The sequence below is a fragment of the Erythrobacter westpacificensis genome, assembly GCF_039542285.1.
GTDB classification, from domain to species: domain Bacteria; phylum Pseudomonadota; class Alphaproteobacteria; order Sphingomonadales; family Sphingomonadaceae; genus Alteraurantiacibacter; species Alteraurantiacibacter westpacificensis.
This window is the reverse complement of sequence record NZ_BAABHV010000023.1, coordinates 1-6629: the sequence shown is the minus strand read 5'-3', so window position 1 is coordinate 6629 and position 6629 is coordinate 1. Positions and strand designations below refer to the sequence as shown.

Annotated in this window: 4 protein-coding genes and 1 pseudogene; 3 read left to right on the top strand and 2 right to left on the bottom strand. The window is 56.3% G+C overall.

Annotated features, from left to right (window positions below):
- The coding region (locus ABFX23_RS16380; RefSeq protein WP_346034045.1) for an acyl-CoA carboxylase subunit beta at positions 1-845 on the bottom strand (845 nt) is incomplete at its 3' end.
- A gap of 112 nt (positions 846-957) precedes the next feature.
- On the opposite strand from ABFX23_RS16380, the gene ABFX23_RS16375 reads away from it, so the two are divergent.
- Positions 958-2391: a helix-turn-helix domain-containing protein gene (locus ABFX23_RS16375; RefSeq protein WP_119588177.1), complete on the top strand. Its 1434-nt coding sequence runs from the start codon at positions 958-960 to the stop codon at positions 2389-2391.
- Positions 2392-2633: 242 nt separating this feature from the next.
- Positions 2634-3690 (top strand): annotated as a pseudogene (locus ABFX23_RS16370) (IS3 family transposase); the annotation flags it as partial.
- 584 nt (positions 3691-4274) lie between these two features.
- On the opposite strand, the gene ABFX23_RS16365 reads toward ABFX23_RS16370, so the two are convergent.
- A complete protein-coding gene (locus ABFX23_RS16365) occupies positions 4275-5183 on the bottom strand; it encodes a LysR family transcriptional regulator (protein ID WP_119588176.1) in 909 nt (302 codons plus the stop codon).
- Positions 5184-5284: 101 nt separating this feature from the next.
- On the opposite strand from ABFX23_RS16365, the gene ABFX23_RS16360 reads away from it, so the two are divergent.
- Complete coding sequence (locus ABFX23_RS16360) at positions 5285-6460, top strand: acyl-CoA dehydrogenase (protein WP_119588194.1); 1176 nt, start codon at positions 5285-5287, stop codon at positions 6458-6460.
- Positions 6461-6629: the final 169 nt, after the last annotated feature.

The window sequence follows — 6629 nt, the reverse complement described above, 5'->3', positions numbered from 1 at the left end:
TCGTAGGGCATGTTGGAGCTGGCCGGAATCAGCGTGTCGAGGCTGTCCTCGCGCCGGTCCCACGGATCGTCTGTGGGCAGTTCGGGCAGCGGGTCGCGGTTGCTCTCGGGCACGAAGCCTATCAGCTCGCGCGCGGCCAGCAGCGCCTCGATATCGTTTTCCAGAGCGAGGTCGGCGACCGAAGTCTTGGTGGTGTGCACCACCGCGCCGCCCAGGTCTTCCTGCGTGACTTCCTCGTTGGTGACGGTCTTCACCACGTCCGGCCCGGTCACGAACATGTAGGAACTGTCCTTCACCATGAAGATGAAGTCGGTCATCGCCGGCGAGTACACCGCCCCGCCCGCGCACGGCCCCATGATGAGACTGAGCTGCGGCACGACACCGCTGGCAAGGACGTTCTTCTGGAACACCTCGGCATAGCCGCCAAGACTGGCCACACCTTCCTGGATGCGCGCGCCGCCGCTGTCGTTGAGGCCGATGACAGGCGCACCGACCTTCATGGCGTTGTCCATCACCTTGCAGATCTTCTCTGCGTGCCGCTTCGACAGACTGCCGCCGAACACGGTGAAGTCCTGGCTGAAGACGTAGACCAGTCGCCCGTTGATGGTGCCGCTGCCAGTCACCACCCCGTCGCCCGGTATCTTCTGGTCCTGCATCCCGAAATCGACGCAGTCGTGCTCGACGTAGGTATAGAGTTCCTCGAAGCTGCCTTCGTCCAGCAGCACATCCAGCCGTTCGCGCGCGGTCAGCTTGCCCTTGGCGTGCTGGGCGTCGATGCGCTTCTGGCCTCCGCCCATGCGGGCGGCTTCACGGCGGCGTTCCATTTCGGCGATATTGGCGGACATTTGAAGCCTGAAAAACTGGTGGCAGGCTCAACTGACTGGGGTAGCTCATAAGATCAGTCCAATGTTAATTTGCAAAATTGCAAAACCAAATTTTGCAAAGTAGGGCCCCCCTATGACCCGCAGACCAAGAATTTTCGCTGGCACGCAGCTTCGTGCCTTGAGGGACAGATGGAAGTTGCAGCAGACCGAGCTGGCAAACCTTTTGTCGATCAGTTCTTCATACCTGAGCCAGCTCGAGCATGACGATCGCCCCCTGACTTCTAGGCTTGCAGAGAAGCTGGCGACCCTATTCCCGATCGACTGGCAAGAGTTTAAGCTTGATGAAACTGAACATGTCGCAGATGCGCTGCGCGAAGCATTAGGAGACCCTATTTTCGCAAACAGCATGGAGCCCACTTCTCTGACGAAGCTCGCCGAACAACAGCCAGAGTTCGCGCGCCGTTTTGTGGAGATGCATGAAATCTATCGGCGAACGAGCCAACGCCTTGAGATTGTCGATGAGGCAATCGCCGCCGATGGACAGGCTGGCTCGAGATTGCCTTGGGAAGAGGTGCGTGACTGGTTCCACCTTTCCAACAACTACGTAGATAACCTGGATAGATCGGCGGAGGACCTAGCGAATTCGATGTTCTACGAATTCGGCCACGTCAGCGGCGCATCAATGCGCAAACATCTTTTGGAAATGCACAGCGTGCGCGTGATCCTGGAGCAAACAGAAACGCTGCGCCACTTCGACCCAAGAACACGAACATTGACTATCAATGCAGGCCAGCCTCCATCAGGAATACGTTTCCAGCTCGCCTATTACATCGTCACAAGCTCGCTGAGCAAAGACATTGAACAGATCGCAAGCTCTGCAAGTCTGCGGACAGGGATAGCGCGAGAATTGTTGAGGGTTGGTCTGTCGAACTATGCCGCTGGCGCAATCCTAATGCCGTACGAGAAATTTCGGATGGCTGCGCGAGAGCATCGGCACGACGTTGATCGCTTGAGCCTTATTTTCAGGACAAGCTTCGAACAAACCTGTCACCGACTATCCACCCTCCAGCGACAGGGGGCACGAGGAATTCCTGTGTTTTTTTGCCGTGTCGATATGGCCGGAAACATAACGAAGAGGCACAGCGCGACACGCCTGCAATTCGCCCGATATGGTGGTAGCTGCCCTCTCTGGATAGTTCATGAAGCAGTTGCAATTCCCGATCGAGTCCTTGTCCAACTTGCAGAAACACCCGATGGCGTGAGGTATGTCTCCATGGCCAAGGGTCTCGTCAAGACAACAGGGCGGTTTGACCGGAATCCCAGGCGGTATGCTGTGGCGCTGGGATGCGAGGAAGATCATTCGAATGAATTTATATATGCAGATTCACTCGACTTATCAGGTCGCGGAACTGCGACACCGATAGGTGCCTCCTGTCGTATTTGCCCCCGCCCCGACTGCGACCAGCGCTCCTATCCCCCAAGCGATCAAACGCTCACTATCAATCATTTTAAACGCAATATCGTTCCTTACGACCTGACAGCCAAATCTTCACTCTGCCGCAAATGATCTTCTTTGAGCGATCAATTTTTTTCTATCTTTTCTCTTATGTTGGGTTCTGCTTTAGCGTGATTAGGCTTCCAGCGCATTCCCGATGAGGAAGCGGCGGTGGCCTACTTCTAATGGAACCGCTGGGGCGACGAATCGTATTGCGAGCACTGGGGCAGCATGAACGTTGCCACGGTCAAGAACCAAAAGCCGACGCCCTACCGCTGCCGCAATTGCCGCAAGCATTTCAGCGTTCGCACTCGCATGACTGCGCATGGGGAAGACGACGCATGAGATACCCTGCAAGCGAGAAGCTGGAGATCATCAGGCTGGTCGAGCGATCTCATCTGCCAGCGAAGAAGACCTTAGACATGCTGGGCGTTGCACGCCCCACCTTCCACCGCTGGTACGACCTCTATCAGCGCTTCGGCGAAGCTGCGCTGGAGGATAGGAAGCCAGGGCCACAGCGCGCATGGAACCGCGTGCCTGAGACCATCCAACAGAATATCGTTGATATGGCGCTGGAGCACAGCGAGCTTAGCCCAAGAGGGCTGGCCGTGCGCTTACCGATGAGCGGCGCTACTTCGTCTCTGAGGCCACGGTCTACCGCCTGCTGAAGGCGCATGATCTGATCACCAGTCCGGCCTATACCGTGATCAAGGCTGCCGATCAGTTCCATACGCAGACCACCCGGCCGAACGAGATGTGGCAGACGGACTTCACTTACTTCAAGATCATCGGTTGGGGCTGGATGTATCTATCGACGGTGCTTGATGATTACTCACGCTATATTATCGCGTGGAAGCTGTGCACGACGATGAAGGCCGAGGACGTCACCGAAACGCTCGATATGGCTCTCACCGCCTCAGGTTGCGAGCATGCTCACGTCAAGCACAGGCCAAGACTGCTATCGGACAATGGCCCAAGCTATATCGCTGAAGAGCTGGTCGATTATCTTGGCAAGACCGGCATGGATCATGTGCGCGGCGCACCCTTCCATCCCCAGACCCGGGCAAGATCGAACGCTGGCACCAGACCCTGAAGAACCGCGTCCTGTTGGAAAACTACTTCCTACCCGGCGATCTTGAGAACCAGATCAAGGCGTTCGTCGAGCATTACAACCACCAGCGCTACCACGAGAGTCTCGACAACGTCACGACTGCCGATACCTACTTCGGCAGGGCCACAGCCATCATCCAACGACGAGAAAGGATCAAACGACAAACACTTGAACGTCGGCGCCTGCTTCACCGCAAACTCGCCGCAAAAAATTACCATCAGACGAAATCCGCACTCGCAATCCTACGCCGCGAGTTGTGACTAATGTTCTGACGACGGACAATTTTTACTGATGCCCGTCCGCTTCGATCGACAGCGGCTTAGGAGCTAACACAATATCAAGGGCCTCACAAATATTTGTCTTTCCACGCATAAGTTTAAGGATGCTTTTGGCACTTGCAACATGACTTGCCGCACGAGTGGGCCGAGGCTCGTGTGGGCCAATGACAATGTTCACAGAAAACCCACGCCAGTGGACCGTGGGGCTAATCACACAGATCATGTTGCCTGGTTACCGGTTACCATGCGCGGTCCAACGAGATGCCCTCAACTCAGTATCAAGCACCTTCAATAACTCACAAATACGGCGCAGGAACTTCGCGATATTCTATCGAGCGGGAGGACCTGAGAATATTAACTACTCGCTTGTAAACCGCTATCAGTTTCGCGTCGGGCGCGGCCTCGCCAACTTCAACAACACAACCGTGTGTCTCGATTCGCCTCCTTCTGCGCCGGGAACGCCGAAGACTGGGCATTCTAACAAGCTGTATGGCTAGCAAGGGTTTTCAACTTCCACCGGATAGTTGTTCCGACGCTCTCCTTTCCTCTAATCACTTCTCTAGCAATCAGTCTTGCAAAGCAATTGCCGGCCTTTTATCGAATAGCGTGAGGATCTGATTGACGGCACGCGTTGGCGCATCCTTGCGACAAACCAGAACCGTCTCGAGACATTCGGAATAGTCCCCCAGTGGACGAAAGACTACACCTTTCAGCCCAAGATTGCAAAGCGACTCCGGTGCGAGCACGAGGCCGACGCCGGCGGCAGCAAGGCAGGCTGCGCTTACGAAGTCTTCGGTACTTAAAATTTCCGGCATCACGATCCCACCTGCCTTCGCCAGGCGACGAACGGAATCATTCAGCCCGACCTGTTCGCGAAATTGCGGCACAATGAAGCGCTCGCCGGACAACTCCCTCGATATGATCTCGTCTGCCTCAACAAGACGATGGGTCGACGACATGCACACCATCAGCGCCTCGGAACAGATGACCGTTGCAGTGCCGCCCGGTAGATAGGAGGGGCGCGGCCTGACCAGCGCCATGTCAAGGCTGCCAGCTTCCAGCGCGGCAAGCTGCTCAGGCGTTTCCATCAGGCGTGGCAAAACTGTCAGTTCAGGCAGTGCCGCTCGTAAGCGCGACAGGATCCTAACCAACGAGCCATTCATCGCGGCTGAGAAGACAAAGCCAATGCTAAGCGGACCACTGCTGTCGCGAGCGAGATTACGGCCCGATCGCTCAGCCCGATCCAACTGACGGAGCGTCTCTCTAGCTTCTTCCAAGAAAAGTTGTCCAACGTTGGTGGCATGGATGTTGACCTTCGCACTGCGATCAATCAATTCAACGCCGAGTTGGTCTTCGAGCCGCCGCAGACGTTTGCTCACGACTGACTGAGCAATACCCAGCACGTCAGCGGCGCGTGAGAAACTGCGCGTTTCCGAAATTGCCACGAAAGCAGCAAGACACTTTCCGTCAATCACAGGTCATTCCAATTCGCGATCACATTCGGTATTTATTGTCATTGTGCGAATGAGACAACCCGGCCATTTTGCTTAGGTAAAGGAGATTAAGCATGGCGGACATGGCAAAATTCGATTGGGAAGACCCCTTTAGGTTCGATGAGCTTCTTACCGAGGAGGAGCGGATGGTGCGCGATTCTGCGCACGGCTTTTCTCAAGGCGAGTTGCAGCCGCGCGTGATCGAGGCTTTCCGCGAGGAGAAGGACGCGCCGGAGTTGTTCGCGATGATGGGCGAGGCGGGCATGTTGGGCGTGACCTTGCCGGAGGAGTATGGTGGTGCGGGCGCTAGCTATGTCGCCTATGGGCTTGTGGCCCGCGAGATCGAACGTGTCGATTCGGGCTACCGATCGATGGCCTCGGTCCAATCCAGCCTCGTCATGTATCCGATATACGCCTATGGCTCGGAGGAGCAGAAGCGCAAATATCTGCCCGGCCTCGCGTCGGGCCAGCTGATCGGCTGCTTCGGCCTGACCGAGCCCGATGCCGGTTCCGACCCCAGCGGGATGCGCACCGTCGCCAAGCCGGATGGCGATGGATTTGTCCTTAGCGGCACCAAGACTTGGATCAGCAATGCGCCATTCTCCGACGTCCTTGTTATCTGGGCCAAATCGGAGGCGCATGGCGGTGCAATCCGGGGCTTCCTCCTCGAGAAAGGCATGGCAGGTCTTCAAACGCCCAAGATTGAAGGCAAGATCAGTCTACGCGCGTCAACCACCGGGATGATTCTGATGGACGGAGTGCGAGTCGCAGCCGATGGTTTGCTTCCCTTTACCGAAGGGTTGAATGGGCCGTTCGGATGCCTCAACCGAGCACGTTATGGCATTTCATGGGGGGCGATGGGAGCAGCGGAGTTCTGCTTCCATGCTGCGCGCCAATATGGCCTCGACCGCAAGCAATTCGGCAGACCGCTTGCTGCAACCCAGCTCTATCAGAAGAAGCTGGCGGATATGATGTGCGACATCGGCTTCGGCCTGCAAGCAAGCCTGCGCGTAGGTCGCTTGATGGAAGAAGGTCGGTTTGCGCCCGAGATGTCCTCCATGGTCAAACGCAACAATGTCGGAAAGGCGCTCAATATCGCGCGTCAGTCCCGGGATATGCTTGGCGGCAACGGTATCTCCGAAGAATATCAAGTCATCCGCCACATGGTGAACTTAGAGAGCGTCAACACTTATGAAGGCGCCCACGATATCCACGCATTGATTTTGGGTCGCGCGATCACCGATATCGCTGCGTTCTGATAGGTGCTTGGCTCACTCGCGAAAAGATATCAGAGTGGCGCGAATCCTGGTTGGCCTTTGTCTGGGCGGTGAAGGTGAAGGCCCATCTTGGCGCGGAGGTGACGTGACCCCCTGATTTCCCTCCAAGTTGGATTAGAGTCCGGCCCTGATAGAAGGACGGTCGACAAGC